Origin of the sequence: Bdellovibrio reynosensis (assembly GCF_022814725.1) — a bacterium.
GTDB lineage: Bacteria > Bdellovibrionota > Bdellovibrionia > Bdellovibrionales > Bdellovibrionaceae > Bdellovibrio > Bdellovibrio reynosensis.
The window spans coordinates 924,978-944,494 of the sequence record NZ_CP093442.1 but is presented as its reverse complement, the minus strand read 5'-3'; the positions used below and the strand labels follow the sequence as shown (position 1 = coordinate 944,494).

The window sequence follows — 19,517 nt, the reverse complement described above, 5'->3', positions numbered from 1 at the left end:
GCCACACCCTCTCAATTATGAGGAACTTCATTATCATCTTAAATATCAATTGTGATTAAATTAGTTGTTATCAAAAGCGTGGCGTAGATTCTAAAAGAATGTCACGGGCAGATTTCTATGAGGGTGCCTAGGTCTACGGCTGTGAAGATGTATTCGATTTCGTAGTCACGGACGGCCATGCATCCCTTGGTCCAATCTCTTGGGTGTTTGATGACTTTGCGTTTAAGCCACCCGTTGGGAAGACCGTGAATCATGATGTCTTTACCTGGAAAGTTTATGCCTTTTTGTTTTGCTTCTTCTATATCTTTTGAATTGGGATAATTGATTCCCAGGCTCAAGTGAAATTCGCTTTTCCTATTTTTTAGATCGATGAAATAGACGCCTTCAGGTGTTCGTGCGTCGCCTTCTGCAATTTTATCTCCCACGGGGTTTGTTCCTAAGGCCATGCGAAAGCTAGCTAAGACTGTTTCTTGGTTTATGATGTGAATCAGGCGGCGTTTTTTATCCACCAAAATGAAATCTGCTTTTTCTTTAAGCGGAGCGTCCCAACGGGCTTTTTTAGCGAATTCTGCCGTGCGCGGGCAGCGGCTTTCTAAAGTACTTTCGTTAATGCCATTTTCTAACAAAAGTTTTTCTGTTGGGGTTAGGTATTCATAATGTTCTGTTCGACCAACAGCAAAAGAAATCTTAACAGAAAGTAGGGCGAAGATGATCACAAGAAGCTTTAACATCACCGATCAGTCTCACAATTTTTTAACGTTATCAAGAGGGCTTATGACACCCTTTGTAAGATGCAGAATCTTTTTGCCCATGATGACGGTTTTGCATTTAATGAATCTGCAATAATTAAGTCGTTATTTCGCCTTGGGGCGAGGTAAGAAGAAAAAGGGAGCAGAAGTGCTTAAAAATATCGCAGTTTTATTTTGTATGATTATGGCGGCGGGCACCGTTCAAGCTAAGGAATTAACAAACCGTTTGGGCGTCGGAGTGAAGTCCAATGCTTCTATCGGCATTGCAGAGCTTGCTGCTGTTTATTATCCAGTATCAGAGCTAGCAGTTGTTGGTGGTTTAGGTATCGATACTGAAAAAGATAATTCAAAATTCACTGCAAACGCAGGCGTTCGTCGCATCGTTTTCAAAGAAGACAACTTGAACTTCTACATGGGTGGAGCTTTAGGTCTTGTGAATCTTGAAACTGGTGGCAATAAGGAAAGTGGTTTTGAAATCAACGCACTTTTCGGTGCTGAGTTCTTCCTACCTGGCTTAGAGAATCTTGGATTTACCTTCGAAGGTGGCGTTGGTGTTGTTTCTTTGGATGACGTTCGCTTTAAAACTATCGGTAACGGCCCGTTCAGTGCTGGAATTGTTTTCTACTTCTAATAAAGGAATTTAATAATGAAAAAAGTTATTCACACAGACAACGCTCCTAAAGCAGTGGGTCCTTATTCTCAAGCAGTGCAAATGGGTGACTTTTTGTTCTGCTCTGGACAAATCTCTATTGATCCAAAAACCAATGAAGTTTTCACTGGCGATATTAAAATTCAAACTGAAATGGTTATGAAAAATATCGATGCAGTTTTGACCCAAGCGGGTCTTAATTTTTCAAACGTCATTAAGACAACGATCTTTATCACCAACATGAATGATTTTGCGACTGTGAACGAAATTTACGCGAAATCTTTTAAAGAAGCTCCTCCAGCTCGTTCGACAGTGGCAGTAGCAGGTTTGCCTAAAGGTGTTAACGTGGAGATTGAAGTCATTGCGCATCGCTAGGGCCTTGCTTCGTTCTAAGACTTTTTGGGTGATGGCGCTTTTTAGCGCCATCGTCGTTTATCGCTTTTATGATGAATATAAGAAAGTTCAAAGCGAAGTGGTTCAATCATGGCTAAAAACGCCGGCAGCAGATTGCGCTGTGGTCTTAACCGGCGGGCCGGGAAGAGTGCGTGAAGGTTTTGATCTTCTTGCGAATCAACGAGTTAAAAAATTAATTATCTCTGGAGTTTATTCCAACGCACGCTTGCGTGAGATCATGCCGGTGTGGCCCTTTTATGGAAATCTTACGGAGAATGATGTTGTCTTAGACCGTCGTTCTGAAACTACTTACGGAAATGCTCAGCAAAGTCTTCCAATTGTTGAAGCGTTGAAATGTCGTGATGTTTTATTAGTGACTTCAAAGCTTCATATGTATCGCGCTTACCATACGTTCCGGGCCGCGTTCCCTGAGAATATCTATATTCAAAAGCACTCCATCATAGGGGGTCGTTACGAGTCCTTGGTCTGGGAAGCAAGCTTTGAGGCCCTAAAATCTTTGTTTTACTCTGTGTGGGCCTACTAAAACAGGACCTTCCTCTAAGCAGATTTAATATATGGAAACCGATAAGTCCTTTAAGAAAACGAGGGCTTAATTATGACTTCTTTACTGGCGCACATCGATTCGCTAGGAAGATCTGTTACAAAGAATTTGGAGTACACGGCACGTGTCCTTCTAATGGTCTATCTTGCTCTTCGTGCGACTTTACTTGATAAAGCTCAAGGTTTCCGCCAGATTTTCGGTGTTATTTCAGCGCAAATTTATTTCACTGGTTTTCAAGCCCTGCCATTGATTTCTGTTCTTGCATTGGGTGTGGGATCGATCATGATCCTTCAATCTCTCTCAAACTTAACTTTACTGGGTGGAACGCAGATGATCGGGAACTTCCTGATCGTCATGGTGTTGCGTGAAGCGGGACCGTTGTTGGTGGCGCTGGTGGTTATTGCAAGATCGGGAACCGCCGTGGCGTCGGAAGTCGGCAACATGCGCGCAAACCGCGAGATTGAAGCTTTAGAAAGCATGGGGATTAATCCTTTAAGTTTTATTGTTTTCCCACGTGTTGTTGGGGGAATCATTAGCGTTCTGGGATTGGCCTTCTATTTTAATTTTATCGCTTTGATTGGCGGATTCCTAATTACTCGTTTCCTGCAAGATATGCCTTTGGGTTTTTATACCGATTCGTTGATGAAGGCGATTGCGAAGGAAGATGTTTTAATTTTCGCTCTTAAAAATGGTTTTAGCGGGATGATTATTTTCGTTGTGTCGTGCTATCAGGGGCTTTCGGTGAAACGCAGTCCCCATGAAGTACCGCAAGTGACTACGCAAGCCGTGGTGAACAGTATCATCTTCGTTGTGATTTTCAATTTGATGGTTTCAGCCTTGTTCTACTTGAATCAACTTCGCAGTCTGGGGGTCTTGTAATGAAAATCGAAAGTCTTAAATTTGAGGGCGTGTCTTTCAGTCATGACGGACAAGATCCTATCGTACAGAATGTTGAGTTTGATTTTCCAATGAATGAAATTCTTTGGATTAAAGCCGAAGAGGGTGCAGGTAAAAGCTCGCTTTTACAAATTCTTGCGGGTTTACAAATTCCTCAATCGGGCAAATACACGATCAACGGCGAAAACGTTGTTGATATGAGCTTTGAAGAGTTTTTGCCGTACAGACTGCAAATTGGTTATTCCTTTGATTACGGTGGCCTTTTAAGCAACAGAACTTTATTTGATAACTTGATGTTGCCTTTGCTTTATCACCATGTGGTGACGCCAAAAGAAGCAAAGGAAAGAGTCGACAGTCTTTTTAAAGAATTTGGTGCAGAGAAATTTGCTAATGAAAGACCGGCCCATGTGCCAGGTCGGATTCGCAAGCTGGCCTGTTTACTAAGAGCCCTTGTGATGCGTCCGCAAGTTTTGTTGCTGGATGATCCAAGTGTGGGTCTTGGTCAAGATAGCATTTATCTTTTTGTTGATCATATTCATCGTCTAAGAAAAGAAGGCTTCTTCAAGCACGTTTTCATCAGTTCTTACGATGAGAAATTCATGAATCTTTTTGAATATCAAATCATCCATTTAGATGAGGGTCAGCTTTATTATCAAGCAGTAGACCCTGAGAAAAGAGTAGTTCATCTATGATGAAGGTTAAGTTTAATAAATTCGAAAGAGTCGCCGGACTGTTTGTATTGCTAGCTATCGGCGGAGTTATTTTAACTGCGTTGAGTGCCGCTATTAAACAAGGTTGGTTTGAAACGAAGGTTCACTACTTTACGACATTTGAAAATGCCGACGGTATCCATCAAGGTACTTTGGTGCAAATGTCAGGTCTGCGTGCGGGGGCTGTGGATTCCGTGGAACTTGAAAGTGACAATCGCATCCGTGTAGGTTTTCACGTGTTAGGTAAATTCCAAGATAGAATTCGTGAAAATAGCACAGTGCAATTGATCCGTCCTTTCATCATCGGTGAACGTGTTCTTGAAGTGGCCGTGGGAAGCGAGCAGTTTCAACCACTTCCTGATCAGGCCCATGTGAAGTCTGTTGAAACTGTGGATTTAATGACTCTAATGAGTGGTAAATCCATGAACAATTATCTGTCTAAATTAGGTGGTATCTTAGAAAGCATGCAAGTCATCGTCGACGCTTTTGCTGATAAAAGCCGTGCGGAAAGCATGGTTCGTGTTATTGATCGTTTAGATCCGTTAATGAAGAACTTAAATACTATGTCGACAGAGGTTATTAAACTTTCTAAGCAAGCTACTAAAGACGATGGCGTGCAGAAGTTGGTTGGCAACTTAGCTGTAACGACGACAGAAATTAATAAAATTTTGCCAGAGCTTAATAATCAAAATCCAGAGTTGGCTAAAGACCTAGCGGTTATGACTCAGAATCTAGCGACTGTGACAAAGGCTTTGGGACCCGCTGTGCAGCACGTAGAAGCGGAGCTTCCGGGTGCGAGTGTTCGTTTGGTTGAAGCTCTTAACGAGACTGTAGTGGTTCTTAAAGCCATGCAAAAAAGCTTCTTTATGCGTTCGAGCGTTCAAGAAGTTCGTGAAGAAGAATCTAAGCGCGTTCCTGCCAACAGCAAATAGTTAAAGTATTTTATCATGTGCCATGTTCCAAGGAGGGTTTTCACTTGAATCCTCCTTTTGTCCTTTTATGATAAAGGACATGTTAGTAGGCCATCTTTTCCGTCATTTCATCTTTTCTAAAAGAGCCGGTGCTTTAATTAAGCGTATTTCCTGGTTATCCATGATCGGGATCAGTATTAGTGTGACCGCATTCCTGGTGGTTCTTTTTGTGATGAATGGAATGAATGCCAGCATCAAAAAACGCATCATGGGGCTAGAGCCTCACTTGTACGTTAAAGTTCCCACGATGACGACAGCAGAGACTTTGGAATCCCATCCTGTCTTTCAAAGAATCAAAGAAAAGCCTGAAAACAAAGCCTACGTTTACGAAACCCAAGACATTATTGTGCGAAGTCAAGATGGTCAGTTTCGTGGCGGAATTGCGCGGGGAGTTTCTAAAGAGTCCCTAGAACACTTTATTGAACAACTACAGAATATGGACCGCAAAAAATCTGAAAAAGATTCCTTGGGCTATTTCTGGGATCCGCAAGATGTTCCGGGTGAAGGTGAAATCATCATGGGCGTGGACTTAGCCCAAGCCCTGGGGGTTTTTGAAGGGGACTACGTTACCATTGTATCGCCATCGGGACTTTTGCTTCCTCCAGGGGAAACGCCGCGATTTGAGCGGGTTAAAATTAAAAAGATCATGACGACAAGTCTTGCTGACATTGATGCTCAGTACATCTTTTATCAACGAGACAAGGCTTTAGGTTCACTAGCTGTCGAAGGGCTAAAGACGTTAGGCATTGAAATGTGGCTCGCTGATGAGTCCCAGTTAGATGATGTGAAGGATGATCTTTCAAAGTTTGAAGACATTAATGTTGAAACTTGGATGGATCGGAATTCTGCACTTCTTTACGCGTTGAAATTAGAAAAGCTAACTATCGGGACGTTCTTGGGTTTAGCCGGGATTATTGCCGCTAGTTCCATTTTAACGGTGCTTGCACTTTTATTATCGCAGAAAAAACGCGATATCGCGATTTTAAGAACCATTGGTTATTCGGCAAAACAAACTGTGCGAACTTTCACGCAGCTTGGATTTATTCTGGCTTCAGTGGGTGTATTATCAGGTGTGATTTTAGGGACTGGAATCAGTCTTTATATTCAAGCCAATCCTATTCAACTAGCGACATCAGATATTTATTATGACCCATCCATTCCAGCTTTGGTGGATTATGGTTTGGTTTTAGGAGTTCTGATTATCAGTGCTTTGATAGCCTGGTTTGGATCTTATATCCCGGCAAGAACAGCATCGGAAGTAGAGCCTTCCGACGCCTTAAGAATGAAATAATTAAACGCTCACTTGATAGTCACGTAGAGCATCCGTCAAAGATGTCTTTAGATCAGTGCTTGGTTTTCTTTTACCAATGATCAATGCGCATGGAACTCCGTAAGTGCCAGCAGCAAAATCTTTCATTTGTGTACCAGGAATGACGACACAGTTTGAAGGCACGCGACCTTTGTATTCAACTGGTGAAGAACTTGTCACATCAATGATTTTTGTAGAAGCTGTGATAGTCACACCTGCGCCTAATACGGCACCTTCTTCGATCACTGCACCTTCAACCACGATACAGCGACTGCCGATGAAAGCATTGTCTTCAACGATGACAGGGGACGCCTGGACCGGTTCTAGGACTCCGCCAATGCCGACGCCACCAGAAAGATGCACGTTTCTACCGATCTGAGCACAAGAGCCTACAGTGGCCCAAGTATCAACCATTGTTCCAGAACCAACATAAGCACCGATGTTCACGTATGAAGGCATTAAGATCGCGCCTTTTTCAATGAAGCAACCTTTTCTTGCTAAGGCGTGGGGAACAACGCGAACACCGTTTTCTTCGCTCCATTGTTTTACTGGAATTTTATCCCAATAAGTAAAATCTCCGGCTTTCATCACGTCCATTTTTTGGATGCGGAAATAAAGTAGGATGGCTTTTTTAATCCAGTCGTTTGTGACCCAACCGTTTGCCGTTTTTTCAGCAACACGCAAGCGGCCTGCATCAAGACCTTCGATCACTTCAAGAACGTATTTAAGTTCGTTGGTATTAAGTTGATCAACGGTTTTGCCATTTTGAACGTCTGTATAAATTTGATTTACATCGTTTTGCATTTCACAATCCTTTTTAAAAACTAAACTTCCAGCGCTTTCAAAGATTCCATAATTGCAGGTACGTGAATCTCGATGATTTTTTCTGCTGAAAGGCCTCTTTCAATTTCATAGGTGATAGTTGGAAAGCCTCTTTCAAGACCTGTGTAAGTTCCTAAGCAGCCCGGAGTTGGGTAACCAATATCGTCATCGATTTTGTAACCTGTCTTAGCAGCTAAGATTTCAGCCACTTTGCGGCAGTCACCGTTGACGTTCAATACAGGATGCCAAGAGTGAAGAGATAAAACGAAGGCTGGTTTCTTTTCTTCAAGATACTTCATCAAGCCTTTGTTTTCGCTTTCGCTGCCTGCAGCAGGCCCCGGATGATAGCGTGGAGTTTTTACTTCAGGCGACCAATCCTTAGTAGGAAGGTTGCGGTTAAGGTCAACGCCATTGCCATTGCCGCGGGTTTTGAAAATAACTCCCTCAAAATTAAACTGAGGAACTAACGTGAGATTCAATTTATACGGAAATGCAGAAGCGAAATGTTTTAGCAACTCTTGAGCTGCGATAACGCCTTCAACTTCATCCCCGTGCACGCCGCCTAGAATTAATACCTCAGGCCCGCCATTCTTAAATTCATAAGCAACAACAGGCATGCCTTTAGAAGTGTAAGTAAAAATAGAAGTTTTCATGACAAACAGTCCTTCCTGGGCGATGATGCTAGCACGAGGTCTTTATGGAATACATCAATAATGAGCTTTGCCTAGGTCCGTTAAAAAAGCCCTTAGCACCGTTGTGTGCTAACTATATGCGACCTATTTACGTTTATGATTTGGATTTCGTGACGCAAAGATTTCAAGCTATGGCCAAAGCTTTAAAAGGTGTGCGTTTGTTTTATGCGATGAAGGCGAATCCTAACGCTGAAGTTTTACAAAGACTTAAAACTTTAGGGTCTGGAGCTGATGTTGTTTCCTTAGGAGAAATTAAACGTGCCTTGGAATCGGGATTCAGTGTTCAAGACATCGTTTATAGCGGAGTAGGTAAAACTGTTCACGAGATCAATGAAGCCCTTCGCTTGGGAATTTATCAAATCAATGTGGAAAGTCTGCCAGAGTTAGAGCGCATCGGAAAGCTTGCTCTTGAAGCGGGAAAGAAAGCCCAAGTGGCTTTGCGTTTAAATCCCGATGTGGATATCAAAACACATCCTTACATTGCCACAGGTTTAAAAGATAATAAGTTTGGCATGGAGCTTTCGTTAATTCCTGACTTAAAGAAATGTTTAAAGAATTATTCTGCTTCCATTGAACTTGTAGGAATCAGCCTACATCTGGGTTCTCAGATGCTTGAATTCACGGGATATCAAGAAGCATTACAAAAATTAAAACCTGTCTTTAAAGATCTGCAAAAAGAATTTGCGACATTAAAGCGTTTTGATTTCGGTGGCGGTCTTGGAATTTTCTACGACCGTTTGGATTTGGAACTAGAAGAGTCCCTTTTGCAAGAGTATGCAAAAATCACTTTAGACACCTTAAGTGATCTTGATTGCGAATTGCAATCTGAGCCGGGAAGGTGGTTGCTTGGTCATTGCGGAGTTCTTATCACGCAAGTGCAATACATTAAAAAAACCAGTGCTAAGACTTTTGTGATTGTCGATGCAGGTATGAATCACCTGATTCGCCCTTCGCTTTACGAAGCAGATCATATGATTTTGCCATTAGGAAAATCATTAGAAAACATGAAGGCCGACATCGTAGGTCCTATTTGTGAATCATCAGATTTTTTTGCCAAAGACAGAAGCTTAGGTTCGGTGAAAGAAGGCGATTTTGTTGCCGTGATGGATTCAGGGGCCTATGGTTACTCTATGGCCAGTGTTTATAATTTGCAGGAGCTTCCTTTAGAAATCTGTATCTAAAGATCAACCACTCTAAAGCCATCCGCTTTAACTGGTTTCAGAATTCGCATTGCCGCTTCAGTGAAATGGTCAGAGTGATCCGTCGTCATGATTTCAATACGACGTGGTTCCACTCCAGGGCTTGCACCCAATCTATTTTCTTTCATATCGCGGTCCAACCATCTTGCGATGGCTTCACCCGAATCAACAAGCTCAACCGATGAGCCCGTCACTCTTGAAATGGAATTTTTTAAAATAGGATAGTGAGTGCAGCCCAAAATCAACGTGTCGATGTGATTTTGCAAAAGGGGAGTGAGATATCTAAAAACAATTAAGTTTGTGACGGGATCTGAATCCCAGCCCTCTTCCGCTAGCGGTACAAATAATGGACAAGCTTGATCAAAAACCTGCGCTTTTGGATCAAATTCCATGATCTTTTTCGTATAAGCTTTAGAGTTCACGGTGGCGCGGGTTCCAAGCAGACCAATGCGTTTGGAACTTGAAACTTCCAATGCTCTTTGCGAACCGGGCTCGATGACATTATAAATCGGAAGACCATCAAACTCATGCTCAGTTAATTGGCTGGAAGCCGTATTACAAGCGATGACGATGGCCTTCACGTTTTGTTTTTCTAGGAAGATAATATTCTGTTCAGAATATTTGCGGATTGTAGAAGGTGATTTTGAACCATAAGGAAGTCTTGCTGTATCTCCAAGATACAGAAAACTTTCCTGTGGAAATTGTAGAGCAAGTTCCTTAAGAACTGTGAGCCCGCCAATTCCAGAGTCAAAAACACCAATAGGTCTTGAATCCGCCTTCGACATTATTAATTTTTTACCCCGTGAGCACGTGACTCGGCAACTCCGTTTGCAGACATTTCCATAAAGAGTGCTTTTTCACGTATTTCAGCAATAGTGGATGCGTTAACGTAACTCATTCCTGAACGGATGCCGCCAGAAATTTCTAGTATCACGTCTTTCACATGACCTTTAACATTCACTTGGGTTGCTTCTCCTTCGGGAGCCATACCTTCTGGAACTCCACCGCGCCAAGAATCTTGAGCTGCGCGAGAAGCCATACCACGATAATGCTTTTTACCGTTTTTAATTTCCCCCGGAGTTTCGATCGTACCTGAAAGCATACTTCCAAGCATCACGCAGCTTGCGCCCGCAGCGAAAGCTTTCACCATATCTCCAGAAGTTCTGATACCACCGTCAGCGATAACAGGAACTCCATAGCTATCAGCGATTTCTGCACTTAATGCTACGGCCGTTAATTGCGGAACCCCACAACCTGTGATGATTCTTGTTGTACACATAGAACCAGGACCGATGCCCACTTTGATGGCATCTGCACCTGCTTCGATTAAATCGCGAGCAGCGTCTGGTGTCGCAAGATTCCCCGCGATGATGTCTACGTTTGGATAAGTGTCCTTAAGCCATTTCATAGTTTCGATCATTTGCACGGAGTGACCGTGGGCAATGTCGATAGTAATAATGTTTACGCCCGCTTCAACAAGAGCCTTTGCGCGCGCTTTAAGTTCTTCACCCACGCCAACGCTGCCAGAAATATTTTTTACGCCCGCGGCTTTCAAGCGGCGAGCTTGATCGGCTTGTTCATCGATTGTGATAAAGCGGTGAAGGATTCCCATTCCGCCCAACTGGTGCATAGCAAAGGCCATGTCGTGTTCCGTGATGGTGTCCATGTTAGCACTTACGATCGGCGTTTCCAGAGTCACGTTTTTTGTGACCTTGCTGGTTAAAAGCGGATCTCTGCGCGAACGGATATCTGAGCGTCCTGGGACGATCAGTACGTCATCAAAAGTTAATCCGCGTCCGCGGTTTTTAATATCTTTCCAGTTAAACATGAGCGTCATGTTGTTTTACCTCGCGCTTAAAAATATTGAACAAAATATGAGTTGATACCAAAAGCAAATACGTGTCCAGGGCTGAGAGCATTAAACTCTGCACTGGGGTTTTCCAGATCAGTCGATAGGAATCAAATAGTGTAGTGACCATCATCGGAATGAAAAGATGGAATAAAAAAAGAATACCGAGAATCTTACCCCAATGTTTGTTGACGACCTCTGCTGAACGTTGAAGGGCGTCTTCTTTTCCCAAGTCATAGCGTTGTGATGAGGTTACTACAAATGGGACAAGGCTGTACTGAAGATACTTCCAGAAACCCGGGAGTATAAACAGCAAAGACCATAGCAGGGTTTTCCCCCAGGCGCGCAGGCTTTCGATATACATTTGGTTCAGATGTTTTTTTAAGAAAACCTCAAGATCATCGGCCCAATTATAAAGACTGTTCAAAGCATAGAGGCAGCAGCCAATCAAAAGCACAGGAAATAAGATGCTGCTTAAAATGGCAAAAAATCCATAAAACAGCACCTGTTGCTGGGCTCCCGTGGGATCTCTCAAGGCATTTTCAATATGTAGATTGAGGTATTGGTCAAGGTTACTAGACAAGACCACTAAAGCGAATAACGGAAAAAAGATTCTTTTAAAAACCTTCAGGTTTTCTGCAAAAAAATTCACTTAAGTATTTAGATCGCGAAAAATAAGGGCAGTCAAGCGGACTCTTGCCAAGAAACAGATCTCCGTGCGCCCTGGGAAACGGCATAATATTAGGTATATGAGGTGTCTTATGGGGCTTAAAATCATGGTCACCGGTGCTGGTGGCACAATGGGCCAAGAAGTCGTAAGTGCTCTTCATCGGGCGGGTGCCCAGTTTACCGCTGTGTCGCGCTCTTTAGAACGTCTTCCGTCCCATGTAAAAGGTCTGCAGCTTGATTATGACAATCCGTTGTTATTGCAGGAAGCTTTACGAGGCGTAGATATTTTATTTCTTTCCCAGCCTTATGAATCTAATATGCTGGCCCAAGCAGAAAATATCGTCAAAGCAGCCCGAAAAGCGGGGGTCGAATTTATTGTTCGGCTCTCAGGTTTAGGGGCAGACGAAAGATCGTCTTATCTTTACCAAAGAATTCAAGGTGAGGTGGATGCATTGGTGGAGTCTTCAGGAATTCCCTTTACTATTTTAAAACCAAATATCTTTATGCAATGTTTTGTAAAATCCTTTGGTGATGCCATCCGCCAAGGGGTTTTGTTTTTACCACAAGGAGAAGGTCGAACTTCCTATCTGGATGCTAGAGATGCTGCTGATGTGGCTGCAAATATTTTGCAGAATCCGTGGCATCACTCTCACAAAACTTTTACATTGACCGGTGAACGTCCTATATCGAATGCCGAGGCAATCTCTTTAATATCGCATCAGGTGCGGCGACGCTTAGCCTATGTGCCGGTGACTGAGGAAGTTGCGGTTAAGGAAATGCTGAAAACACTGGCTGACCCTTGGGTTGTCGACGTGGCGATGAGTGTCCACAAAGCCGCTAAAGAAGGAGCGATCGAATCTGTTTCCGAAACATTAGTTTCTTCTTTCGGTAAAGCTCCAAGAAAATTCGAAGACTTCTGTGTTGAAATGAAAGAACACTGGGAAGTTCCGGGCAAGATGCCGCAAAACAACTTGTCTGCTGGTATTCTTTAGCTCGTGATCAATAAATGGCCAAAAAACCCCAGCGACAGGCAAATCCGCCTGATACGACTTCGTTAAAAAAATTAGCTCAAGCCGCGCAGGAATGCACGGGGTGTGATTTATATAAAAACGCTAGCCAAGCAGTGTTTGGGCAAGGATCTAAAAAAGCAAAAATCATGATTGTGGGGGAACAACCGGGAGATAAAGAAGATCTTGCAGGCTTACCCTTTGTCGGCCCCGCGGGGGAACTTTTGCGTCACTGTATTACTGAAGCGGGACTTTCCATTGATGATATTTATCTTACAAACGCCGTGAAACATTTTAAGTGGAAGCCTGCGGGGAAAGTGCGGCTTCATCAAAAACCATCATTAACTGAGATCAGAGCCTGTCATCCTTGGTTAGAAAAAGAAATGGAAGCGATAAAACCAAAAATAATTATCGCGCTTGGCGCTACAGCTGCGACCAGTGTTTTAGGGCGTGTGCCGAAAATATCGACTGAAAGAGGAAAAGTTATTCAGGATGATAAAACAGGAGATATGATTATTATCTCCTGGCATCCTTCGGCTATTTTGCGTGGATATGATCTTGAGGACAGTGATCTAAAAAGAGCCCAATTGATTGCAGATCTTAAGCTCGCAAAGAAAAAACTTACTTAAGATCCGATGTTTTAAAACTCTTTGATTATAAAATTTCTTTACCTGCAACGATAGCTGAACTTTTCTCGCTCGCGCCAGGTTTGCCATCTTGGCCTCGGGCGCCTGGGTCACCGTAAGGGCCATCGGCACCGGGGGTGACGTTGCTGGAACATTCAAAGATATCATATCCAGGAGCTCCGCCTTTTCCGCCCGGGCCACCATCACCGCCATCTCCACCTTCGCCGGCTCTTCCAGGAAAACGATTTACGGTGAGGTTAAAGTTACTGACGGTTTCAAAGAATAAAAAAGCTGATCCCGAATTTCCGCCGTTTCCGCCGTTATGGCCTGGGTCTCCGTTAGGACCTTTTTGTCCAGGTAAGCCACTGGTCGCTTTTTTCGTACAAACTAGGCGGGGAGGGAATCCCCATTCAGTTCTCCATTCGGCACTTGTACCGTCTGCTCCGTCAGCCCCTTTTTCGGAGGAAGTACGCGAAGTTCCTTTTGCACCTTTGCCACCCCTGGTGCCGCGCAGATTTACCGTCAGCTTACCAACGCCGGTTTCAGCTGTGAGCAAAATCTTTCCGCCGTTTCTTCCGTTTTGTCCCGCTGGGGTTGCTTCAGCATCGGAGGCGGAGAATGTTTCAATAGCGCCGTCGTTTGCAAAAACACGGGTGGCTACGAATTCAATGTCTGCTCCGTGGGTTCTTAGGCTTGCTCCTTTTTCAAAGACGATGTCGTCGAATTCATATTTTTTATTATTCAAACCAAGCAATGATAGGGAAATACCATCCTTAATGATAAGATCAGGAACTAAGATGGCTTTTCGTTCACCGACATTCTTTCCATTCACTGTTATGATGTAGCTCACCGTTTTTTTATTAAGATCCTTCGCCCAAAGATTCAGTCTTTCTCGGATCACGTAGTAACCTTTAATTAATTGGGCCGAAGATTTTGATAAGACATGATAGGTGGGTTTTTCTTCTTCCGCATTAAAGCTGCGACGAATTTCTAAATTGTCAGAGAAGTTTTCCTTACGAATGGAAATCATCGCTTCGTAGATGTTGAGATTGTTTTTGAAACCCGAAAAGTTTTTTTGCTTTTCATCGAGCTCTTCAACCTTGTTAAGTGAAACAGCGATGCCCTCTGGGTAAATGTTGCCGTCGGGATTGTTCTGTGATTGATTGTCCGTCCCGACATTGATCTTCTTAGTCAGCCCCGAATCGGAGCAGCCAAGAGCCATAAAAACTAAAAACCCAAGAACCGTGTTGGAAAAATTGAGTTGCATAAGCGCTCCTTTAAATCCAAGGCATACTTTCAGCAAAACAACGCGCGTGAACCTGAGATTTATTAGATGCTCGTTTGTGAAGATTGAGTACTAAAAAAATCCTTTCTAGGACTTATGATCCTATCGCTTTTCAACAAAGTGTTTTGGTTAACAAAAGCTATGCATGTCACCTAAAACAAGCATTTCGTTTGACAATGTGCTGAGTGCGCTAAGTATATGTCGAAGAATTTGACGGGGAGATAATCGCTACAAGTAAAAGATATAAAGGGGCGCTGCTATTGACCTTAAACCCTTTTTTACATTACTTATGAGTCCAAAGTAAGCGAGGATCCCCATGAGAAGTTATGTCTGTATCTTTCTATTGGCGTTAGTAAGTTCTGTAGCCATCGCAGCTCCTGCAAAAGCTCCAGTGAAACAAGTGACTTTGACGGAAGAAGAACTTCTTGGCGCGCGCATTTTCTCTGATCCAAGACTGTCTTCGCCGCAAGGGCAATCCTGCATGAGTTGCCATCACCCCAGAGCGGCTTTTTCGGACCCTCGCCGTGGTTTGCCGGTATCACAAGGAGCGACTGAATCTAACTTCGGTGGTCGTAATGCGCCTTCAGCGATGTACGCTCAGTTTGTTCCTGAACTGACACTTATCGAAGAAGACGGCGAGCAGTCCTATATCGGTGGACTGTTCTGGGATGGCAGAGCAAACAACCTTATTGAACAAGCTAAAGGACCTTTCTTGAATCACTTGGAAATGGGATCTACGAAAGAATACGTTGTCAGCCAAGTGTGTTCATCACCTACCTACGGTGATTTAGTTAAAAAAGTTTTCGGTGAAAAAGCCTGCGTTAAAAATTGGACAGCGGCACGCGTAGATAAGGTTTATCACTTAGTTGCGAAAGCTATCGCAAGTTTTGAATCGACTGAGTTCTTTTCTCCATTTGCCTCGAAGTTTGATCGAGTGATGGCTAAAGAAGACACTTTCACGGAAGAAGAACTGCGTGGCTTTCAAGTATTCCAAGATGAAAACAAGGGAAAGTGCGCAGCCTGCCACGTGCTGGATACTGAAAATGCAGCAGGCAAAGCGTTGTTTACTGATTTCACATACGACAACTTGGGTATTCCGAAAAATCCAGAATTAAAGTTCCTAGGTCACACAGCAGTGGATGTTGGCTTAGCGGCTACGACGGGTCGTAAAGAAGATAAAGGCGCTTTCCGCGTTCCTACCCTTAGAAACATCGCTTTCACGGCTCCATACGGGCATAATGGTTATTTTAAAACCTTAGAGCAGATCGTGGATTTCTATAACAGCCGCGATGTGAAACCAGTTTGTAAAGGAAACTTAACAGCTGAGGAAGCCACCGCCCAAAACTGCTGGCCAAGAGCGGAAGTGGCTGCGAATAAAAATACAGAAGAGCTGGGCAATTTGAAGATGACAGCCCAAGAGCAAAAAGACCTTATCGCCTTCCTAAAAACTCTGACTGACGGAAGATAAGATCTTTCGTTCATCAAAGAACTGTAAGAGTAAATTTAAGAAGACTCGGAACTAAGCCCGAGTCTTTTTTATTTTTTAACCGTTTGTAATAAAAGATCCCATGACAGAAAAACGACCTCTGTGACATATGTCTGCCATGACAAACAAAATCAAAGATCCATCCCCATTAGTTGAAGCCGTTTTAAGATTAGATAGCTATCTTTCAGAGATCGTACGCCTTGGCGATAAAATCCAAACCATGGATTTAAAATCTGATTTCGATTTCGAGCAGGCGCAAAAACTAATGAGTCGTTTCGCTGAATGCGGGCAGGGTGTTTCTGATCAAGTTGTCCACTTATCACAAACCTTAAATGAAGCCAGAGCCAAAGCAGAAGCCGCAGCCGAGCAGGTGGCAGCCCGTGCCGCGATCCTTGAGGCAAGACACAACGAACACCAACAAAAGATGGATGCGTTTCGTATTCTAGGTGAAAAAGTGAGTGAGCTCACGCTGTCTCTTAGCGATTTAAAGCGCCCAGAAGGCTCTACGTTAAGCGATGAAGATCGCGTGAGTCTTTCTAAGCGTCTAACAGATTTTGATGTGCAATTAGAGCCTCTCATTCAAGAAGCGAGAGACTTAAGAACAAGTGCCCAAGAATCTAAGATTAAGACTCTCGAGCACAGTGCTGACTCTTTGGTGCAAAGACTAACAGCCATTAGAGCTAGATTAGAAACCTTCCAAAAAACAGAGCTGACGTTAAATTAACGATCGTATTTAGCGTGAACTTGATCAATCCAGTCAGCGAAGAAGGCTACCTTCATCGCTGTTGAACGGCCCTCAGTGCAAGGAACGTGACCGAACATATCTTTTTTGCCAGTCACAAACGAAGTTACACCAATCACGCGGGTTTTGCCGTTCACTTTTACGAATTGACCAGAACCAGAATCTCCGCTGCAAATGAATTGAGTGTTTCCTTTGCTCATAATTTGATAACGATCTTGCATCAATCCATAAGCACCGTTTAACGTAACTACCGCTTTACGTAGGTCACCGGCGCTGCCGTGGCCGATAGCAAAGATCTCGCGAGAGTCTCTTTTCTTACCATAGCCATAGATGCTTAATGTGCTGTTTTGGTAGTTCACGGTTTTATCGCGTTCGATTTCCACAGGTGCAAAACCCTCAGGAATGCCACCATCAAAAAAAGCAACAGCGACGTCATTTAATAAGCCAATTTTAGTGGTGCGGAAGTTTTCATGAATGATGACATCTTCTCTACCTCCTTCGCGCTTATAGGCATCGCGAGTCGCAATGCCTTTGTGATCCGCGAAGATAATTTTAAAGCCAGCAATTGTTTTGCTAGATTTATCAAAACAGTGTGCCGCTGTAAGAATGCTGCGATCACTAATCAAAGTCGCAGTACAAATTCCCACTGCCATTCCCAAACCATTTACTGGAAGAAACAGCACCACTCCACGGGAGCCGTCATCAGCACGGGAAGTAACTTTGGAGCCATTAATAATAGCAGATGAATTGCCATCTATTTCAAGGTTTGAATAAACAGCGCCCGGAGCACAAGCAGTAAGAAGGGCAGCTACAGCAACAATGAGTGAGGTATAATGTTTTTTCATGAAGCTGGTTATACCGGAAAACCTTCGGGGACAGGTGTAAAACTTGGAAATTTTTACTTCCCCAAAAGAAGGCCCGTGTAAGTCTTAGACAAAGTTTTATTAACCTAGCGGAATTCAAGGCAAAAAAAATCTGTCGATCTTTTAGACGATCCTTTACTTACTTCCCAAGCTGACTACCGACATTTGGTTTTAGCCTAATCTAGTTCAGGAGCAGGGTTGATGAAACGGATAAAATCAATCCCAAAGCCCTTCTTACAGTTCACCAATTCCCCCATATAATTTCGACCGTACCGAATTAAAACGTAGATTTTTAGCATAGAGCGAAAGGAAAGTGTTTTTATGTCAGAACCCCGTAAATAGATATGCATCTTAAAAAACTAGAAGACATTTATTTCATCTTTGGACTATAAGTCGCTACTTTGGTTCGTATCGGAGAGTTCAAAATGATCAGAAATAGTTTCGCGCTTGTTCTTACGTTACTCCTATCGGCAGTTGCAGTAGCGAATCCTATTAAGATCTTATTTATCGGAAACTCTTTTACCTTCGTTCCTGGCGGAACAACGAATCCCGCTTTACCTAATCACTTTAAAGATATCGCGCTAGCCTTAAACACAGAGGTAGAAATCGATTTCGTAGTAAAGCCCGGTCAAACATTGAAGAAACACTACGATGAGGGCGAGGTAGCTATGAAGCTTTCATCAAAAAAATACGACTACGTAGTTTTGCAATCTCAAAGCCTTGAAGCCTTAGAGTTACCAAGATGCTTCCATGAAAAGGGTGGCCCCGTAGGACGCCCTGAGTTTCTAGAATACTCGAAAAAATTGTTGGATCTTATCGCCCTTAACGGAGCTAAGCCCGTTATTTTTGCCCATTGGACTTATAAGCAAGATCACCCTTTTTTTAAAGATGATTTTGTGTGCTTGAAATTTGAAAGTAACGAATTCAACGCCGGGAAAAATTGGTACGGTATTAATCTGCTAGAATACCAGCTGATGCTTAACGAGGGCTATTCCTTAGCCGCAATTCACAGTCCCAATGCCATAAAATCCTTGGTGGGCACTAAGTGGCAAGCGCTAATGACAAAGATCCCTGATTCCACTCTGTACCACCCTGACAGCTACCATCCATCAGCCCAAGGTTCATTCTTCAGTGCCATGGTATTAGCAAAAGACATCCTAAACCTAAATGTTCATCTTCTAACTGAACACCCGTGGGAAATCACAGCCCATCAATTCGAACAAATGAAAACAGTCCTAACTGACTAGCATTGACTAAACGCGGCTTGGCGAAGGGGTCAATTCATTGACCTTTACCAAAGAAATGATTAGTTTTGTTCTTCACGATGTGCCCCGGTGGCGAAACTGGTAGACGCACAGGACTTAAAATCCTGAGCTTCCTTTACAGGGGCGTGCCGGTTCAAGTCCGGCCCGGGGCACCATTTCCTCTTCTTTCGCTTCAGACAGTCCTCGCTCTTTTTTATTTGTACTAATTAAGGTTTATACTGGTTCGTCGGTATTCTTTGGCTTCGTTTAGCTGCGCATTGCTGCGGAACTTGCGAAAGAAGAGGAAATGGTGCCTGGCTTTTTTTGGGCTGTGCTTTGGTCTTTTTTGTTAGATTCTCATTTGATAGTGGGTTTTGGTTTCGTTGAATGTTTTGAAGCCTAATTTTTCGTAGAGGGATTTAGCTTTGGTGTTTATTTTGAAAACGCCGAGTTCTAGGGTCATGTTTGCTGATTTTGTTTTAGCTATGAGGTCTTTTATAATGGTTGTGCCTAAGCCCTTTCCTTGATGTTCCGGAAGTATCAAGATATTTACGATTTGTACTTTTTCTTCTGTCTTGGCCAGGTGTAAATAGCCGAAGTCTGTATTCCCGGCTTGAATAATTTCAATTCGTCCTGTTTCGAATTCTCTTTTCACGAATTCATCCTGTATGGATTCTTCCCAGTGCCAAATTTTTTCTACGTATTGTTTTAAAGTCGTGTGATGAACTTGCGTTAAAAAATTCAGGTCCGACGAAAGGGCCTTACGAGTTGAATAAGGTGGCATTCTTAAATC

At 43.2% G+C, this 19,517-nt stretch carries 22 protein-coding genes and 1 tRNA gene; 14 read left to right on the top strand and 9 right to left on the bottom strand.

Annotation, left to right across the window (positions count from 1 at the left end):
* Positions 1–101 precede the first annotated feature (101 nt).
* Complete coding sequence (locus MNR06_RS04385) at positions 102–731, bottom strand: L,D-transpeptidase family protein (protein WP_243539062.1); 630 nt, start codon at positions 729–731, stop codon at positions 102–104.
* Between the two features lie 166 nt (positions 732–897).
* Between MNR06_RS04385 and MNR06_RS04380 the strand changes: the two genes are divergently transcribed.
* The 7 genes from MNR06_RS04380 (at position 898) to MNR06_RS04350 (ending at position 6,222) form a co-directional block, all read left to right on the top strand.
* Positions 898–1,380, top strand: coding sequence for an organic solvent tolerance protein (locus tag MNR06_RS04380; protein WP_243539059.1), 483 nt, complete (start codon positions 898–900; stop codon positions 1,378–1,380).
* A gap of 15 nt (positions 1,381–1,395) precedes the next feature.
* The gene (locus MNR06_RS04375) at positions 1,396–1,773 is read left to right on the top strand and encodes a RidA family protein (RefSeq protein WP_243539058.1); all 378 of its coding nucleotides are present in this window, start codon (positions 1,396–1,398) and stop codon (positions 1,771–1,773) included.
* On the top strand, positions 1,751–2,335 hold the full coding sequence (locus MNR06_RS04370; protein WP_243539056.1) for a YdcF family protein: 585 nt from the start codon (positions 1,751–1,753) through the stop codon (positions 2,333–2,335). The genes MNR06_RS04375 and MNR06_RS04370 overlap by 23 nt, the downstream gene beginning before the upstream one ends.
* Before the next feature lie 72 nt (positions 2,336–2,407).
* Entirely contained in the window at positions 2,408–3,232 is an 825-nt protein-coding gene (locus MNR06_RS04365) for an MlaE family ABC transporter permease (RefSeq protein WP_243539049.1), read from the top strand.
* Positions 3,232–3,942, top strand: a complete 711-nt coding sequence (locus MNR06_RS04360; protein WP_243539047.1) for a cell division ATP-binding protein FtsE — start codon at positions 3,232–3,234, stop codon at positions 3,940–3,942. The genes MNR06_RS04365 and MNR06_RS04360 overlap by 1 nt, the downstream gene beginning before the upstream one ends.
* Entirely contained in the window at positions 3,939–4,892 is a 954-nt protein-coding gene (locus MNR06_RS04355; RefSeq protein WP_243539045.1) for an MlaD family protein, read from the top strand. Before MNR06_RS04360 ends, MNR06_RS04355 begins: the two co-directional genes overlap by 4 nt.
* 79 nt (positions 4,893–4,971) lie before the next feature.
* Positions 4,972–6,222, top strand: a complete 1,251-nt coding sequence (locus tag MNR06_RS04350) for an FtsX-like permease family protein (RefSeq protein WP_243539032.1) — start codon at positions 4,972–4,974, stop codon at positions 6,220–6,222.
* On the opposite strand, the gene MNR06_RS04345 is transcribed toward MNR06_RS04350, so the two are convergent.
* The gene (locus MNR06_RS04345) at positions 6,223–7,044 is read right to left on the bottom strand and encodes a 2,3,4,5-tetrahydropyridine-2,6-dicarboxylate N-succinyltransferase (protein ID WP_243539030.1); all 822 of its coding nucleotides are present in this window, start codon (positions 7,042–7,044) and stop codon (positions 6,223–6,225) included.
* Positions 7,045–7,064: 20 nt separating this feature from the next.
* Positions 7,065–7,715 carry a M14 family zinc carboxypeptidase gene (locus MNR06_RS04340; RefSeq protein WP_243539028.1) on the bottom strand — a complete coding sequence of 217 codons (651 nt, stop codon included), beginning with the start codon at positions 7,713–7,715 and terminating at the stop codon, positions 7,065–7,067.
* A 44-nt stretch (positions 7,716–7,759) separates the two neighbouring features.
* On the opposite strand from MNR06_RS04340, the gene lysA reads away from it, so the two are divergent.
* On the top strand, positions 7,760–8,935 hold the full coding sequence (gene lysA, locus MNR06_RS04335) for a diaminopimelate decarboxylase (RefSeq protein ID WP_243539026.1): 1,176 nt from the start codon (positions 7,760–7,762) through the stop codon (positions 8,933–8,935).
* Here the strand turns inward: lysA and murI are convergent.
* The 3 genes from murI to MNR06_RS04320 are packed head-to-tail and all read right to left on the bottom strand — an operon-like array spanning position 8,932 to position 11,454.
* Complete coding sequence (murI, locus tag MNR06_RS04330; RefSeq protein ID WP_243539024.1) at positions 8,932–9,738, bottom strand: glutamate racemase; 807 nt, start codon at positions 9,736–9,738, stop codon at positions 8,932–8,934. The two genes, lysA and murI, sit on opposite strands and share 4 nt — an antisense overlap.
* A gap of 2 nt (positions 9,739–9,740) precedes the next feature.
* Complete coding sequence (locus MNR06_RS04325) at positions 9,741–10,790, bottom strand: guanosine monophosphate reductase (RefSeq protein WP_243539022.1); 1,050 nt, start codon at positions 10,788–10,790, stop codon at positions 9,741–9,743.
* A complete protein-coding gene (locus MNR06_RS04320) occupies positions 10,774–11,454 on the bottom strand; it encodes a hypothetical protein (protein ID WP_243539020.1) in 681 nt (226 codons plus the stop codon). Before MNR06_RS04320 ends, MNR06_RS04325 begins: the two co-directional genes overlap by 17 nt.
* A 109-nt stretch (positions 11,455–11,563) precedes the next feature.
* On the opposite strand from MNR06_RS04320, the gene MNR06_RS04315 reads away from it, so the two are divergent.
* Positions 11,564–12,463, top strand: a complete 900-nt coding sequence (locus MNR06_RS04315; RefSeq protein ID WP_243539018.1) for an NmrA family NAD(P)-binding protein — start codon at positions 11,564–11,566, stop codon at positions 12,461–12,463.
* A 14-nt stretch (positions 12,464–12,477) separates the two neighbouring features.
* Positions 12,478–13,107 carry a UdgX family uracil-DNA binding protein gene (locus MNR06_RS04310; RefSeq protein WP_243539016.1) on the top strand — a complete coding sequence of 210 codons (630 nt, stop codon included), beginning with the start codon at positions 12,478–12,480 and terminating at the stop codon, positions 13,105–13,107.
* A 25-nt stretch (positions 13,108–13,132) separates the two neighbouring features.
* Here MNR06_RS04310 and MNR06_RS04305 read toward each other — a convergent pair whose 3' ends face one another.
* A complete protein-coding gene (locus MNR06_RS04305; protein ID WP_243539014.1) occupies positions 13,133–14,371 on the bottom strand; it encodes a hypothetical protein in 1,239 nt (412 codons plus the stop codon).
* A 334-nt stretch (positions 14,372–14,705) separates the two neighbouring features.
* Here MNR06_RS04305 and MNR06_RS04300 point away from each other — a divergent pair, with 334 nt between their 5' ends.
* Positions 14,706–15,857 carry a cytochrome-c peroxidase gene (locus MNR06_RS04300; RefSeq protein ID WP_243539012.1) on the top strand — a complete coding sequence of 384 codons (1,152 nt, stop codon included), beginning with the start codon at positions 14,706–14,708 and terminating at the stop codon, positions 15,855–15,857.
* Positions 15,858–15,993: 136 nt separating this feature from the next.
* Positions 15,994–16,599 carry a hypothetical protein gene (locus MNR06_RS04295; protein WP_243539003.1) on the top strand — a complete coding sequence of 202 codons (606 nt, stop codon included), beginning with the start codon at positions 15,994–15,996 and terminating at the stop codon, positions 16,597–16,599.
* On the opposite strand, the gene MNR06_RS04290 is transcribed toward MNR06_RS04295, so the two are convergent.
* Entirely contained in the window at positions 16,596–17,462 is an 867-nt protein-coding gene (locus tag MNR06_RS04290; protein ID WP_243539001.1) for a S1 family peptidase, read from the bottom strand. The two genes, MNR06_RS04295 and MNR06_RS04290, sit on opposite strands and share 4 nt — an antisense overlap.
* 443 nt (positions 17,463–17,905) lie before the next feature.
* Here MNR06_RS04290 and MNR06_RS04285 point away from each other — a divergent pair, with 443 nt between their 5' ends.
* Complete coding sequence (locus MNR06_RS04285; RefSeq protein ID WP_243538999.1) at positions 17,906–18,727, top strand: SGNH/GDSL hydrolase family protein; 822 nt, start codon at positions 17,906–17,908, stop codon at positions 18,725–18,727.
* Between the two features lie 81 nt (positions 18,728–18,808).
* Positions 18,809–18,900, top strand: a tRNA-Leu gene (locus MNR06_RS04280).
* 173 nt (positions 18,901–19,073) lie between these two features.
* Here MNR06_RS04280 and MNR06_RS04275 read toward each other — a convergent pair.
* Positions 19,074–19,508 carry a GNAT family N-acetyltransferase gene (locus MNR06_RS04275; RefSeq protein ID WP_407933196.1) on the bottom strand — a complete coding sequence of 145 codons (435 nt, stop codon included), beginning with the start codon at positions 19,506–19,508 and terminating at the stop codon, positions 19,074–19,076.
* Positions 19,509–19,517 lie beyond the last annotated feature (9 nt).

What these genes read in the sequence shown, in the direction of transcription:
- MNR06_RS04315 (WP_243539018.1), top strand. Translation starts at nt 11,564, where the DNA reads ATGGGGCTTAAAATCATGGTCACCGGTGCTGGTGGCACAATGGGCCAA.
- MNR06_RS04350 (WP_243539032.1), top strand. Translation starts at nt 4,972, where the DNA reads ATGTTAGTAGGCCATCTTTTCCGTCATTTCATCTTTTCTAAAAGAGCC.
- MNR06_RS04345 (WP_243539030.1), bottom strand. Translation starts at nt 7,044, where the DNA reads ATGCAAAACGATGTAAATCAAATTTATACAGACGTTCAAAATGGCAAA.
- MNR06_RS04290 (WP_243539001.1), bottom strand. Translation starts at nt 17,462, where the DNA reads ATGAAAAAACATTATACCTCACTCATTGTTGCTGTAGCTGCCCTTCTT.
- MNR06_RS04385 (WP_243539062.1), bottom strand. Translation starts at nt 731, where the DNA reads ATGTTAAAGCTTCTTGTGATCATCTTCGCCCTACTTTCTGTTAAGATT.
- MNR06_RS04300 (WP_243539012.1), top strand. Translation starts at nt 14,706, where the DNA reads ATGAGAAGTTATGTCTGTATCTTTCTATTGGCGTTAGTAAGTTCTGTA.
- MNR06_RS04355 (WP_243539045.1), top strand. Translation starts at nt 3,939, where the DNA reads ATGATGAAGGTTAAGTTTAATAAATTCGAAAGAGTCGCCGGACTGTTT.
- MNR06_RS04305 (WP_243539014.1), bottom strand. Translation starts at nt 14,371, where the DNA reads ATGCAACTCAATTTTTCCAACACGGTTCTTGGGTTTTTAGTTTTTATG.
- MNR06_RS04375 (WP_243539058.1), top strand. Translation starts at nt 1,396, where the DNA reads ATGAAAAAAGTTATTCACACAGACAACGCTCCTAAAGCAGTGGGTCCT.
- MNR06_RS04325 (WP_243539022.1), bottom strand. Translation starts at nt 10,790, where the DNA reads ATGACGCTCATGTTTAACTGGAAAGATATTAAAAACCGCGGACGCGGA.
- lysA (WP_243539026.1), top strand. Translation starts at nt 7,760, where the DNA reads ATGGAATACATCAATAATGAGCTTTGCCTAGGTCCGTTAAAAAAGCCC.
- MNR06_RS04310 (WP_243539016.1), top strand. Translation starts at nt 12,478, where the DNA reads ATGGCCAAAAAACCCCAGCGACAGGCAAATCCGCCTGATACGACTTCG.
- MNR06_RS04360 (WP_243539047.1), top strand. Translation starts at nt 3,232, where the DNA reads ATGAAAATCGAAAGTCTTAAATTTGAGGGCGTGTCTTTCAGTCATGAC.
- MNR06_RS04365 (WP_243539049.1), top strand. Translation starts at nt 2,408, where the DNA reads ATGACTTCTTTACTGGCGCACATCGATTCGCTAGGAAGATCTGTTACA.
- murI (WP_243539024.1), bottom strand. Translation starts at nt 9,738, where the DNA reads ATGTCGAAGGCGGATTCAAGACCTATTGGTGTTTTTGACTCTGGAATT.
- MNR06_RS04340 (WP_243539028.1), bottom strand. Translation starts at nt 7,715, where the DNA reads ATGAAAACTTCTATTTTTACTTACACTTCTAAAGGCATGCCTGTTGTT.
- MNR06_RS04275 (WP_407933196.1), bottom strand. Translation starts at nt 19,508, where the DNA reads ATGCCACCTTATTCAACTCGTAAGGCCCTTTCGTCGGACCTGAATTTT.
- MNR06_RS04285 (WP_243538999.1), top strand. Translation starts at nt 17,906, where the DNA reads ATGATCAGAAATAGTTTCGCGCTTGTTCTTACGTTACTCCTATCGGCA.
- MNR06_RS04295 (WP_243539003.1), top strand. Translation starts at nt 15,994, where the DNA reads ATGACAAACAAAATCAAAGATCCATCCCCATTAGTTGAAGCCGTTTTA.